This window comes from Acidaminococcus sp. AM05-11 (assembly GCF_003472805.1).
Lineage (GTDB): Bacteria > Bacillota > Negativicutes > Acidaminococcales > Acidaminococcaceae > Acidaminococcus > Acidaminococcus hominis.
Window position 1 is genome coordinate 1 of the sequence record NZ_QRMX01000073.1, and the last position, 684, is coordinate 684.

The window sequence follows — 684 nt, forward strand, 5'->3', positions numbered from 1 at the left end:
TCCTTCCGGAGGCAGCCAGTTCCGCCCGGAACTCAGGGAAAAAGGCAAATCTGGAGCCAGAAATTCTCCAATGGAGACCACCCGGTCCCCATAGACTCCCAGATCAAAATCGAAAGCATCTGAACCAAAGATTTCCCGAGGGTGTTCTGCTACCTGTCGGGCCGCCTCCGGAGACAGCCGCTGACACCGGCGCATCTGCCGGATGCCTTCTTCCTGTTCCGGAGTAAAAACATACTGGGTCTTGTCCGGTCCATAGATTTTTCCGGTATTGTACGGATTGCTCCGGAATCCCTGCTCCAGAGAATCGGCTTCCATCCGGGTATAGGAATCCCCCTCTTTCCGAAGCAGCACCGGCAGTACGGAAAAAGATCCGTCCGGATTTTTTTCCAATCGCACAGAAAGTTTATCCGCTGTAACGATTTTCTGCCGTTCCATGAACCGGTCCAGGGTGGCGTGGATTTTTTTCGCTCTCTCTTTGATTCGAGCCAGTTGGAGGGTATTGTACTGGCTCAGTTCCCCTCTGTTCTTAATCTGCTGGCTTTCCCGGTTGCTTTCTTCCACCAGGTTCACCAATTCATACTGGTCCCTGCTGAACCGGTAACAGGTTTCCCGGCTCAGTTCCACATAAGACCCCAACACCCTGATTCCATAAAAAGGAGTCCCGTCTGGTCGCTGGTATTCCAG

The 684-nt window shown here is 52.8% G+C and carries 1 protein-coding gene; it reads right to left on the bottom strand.

Annotation, left to right across the window (positions count from 1 at the left end; genetic code table 11):
- Positions 1–636, bottom strand: a 636-nt coding sequence (locus tag DW089_RS11265) for a hypothetical protein (protein WP_147351173.1), incomplete at its 3' end; no start/stop codon positions are given.
- Between the last annotated feature and the right edge of the window lie 48 nt (positions 637–684).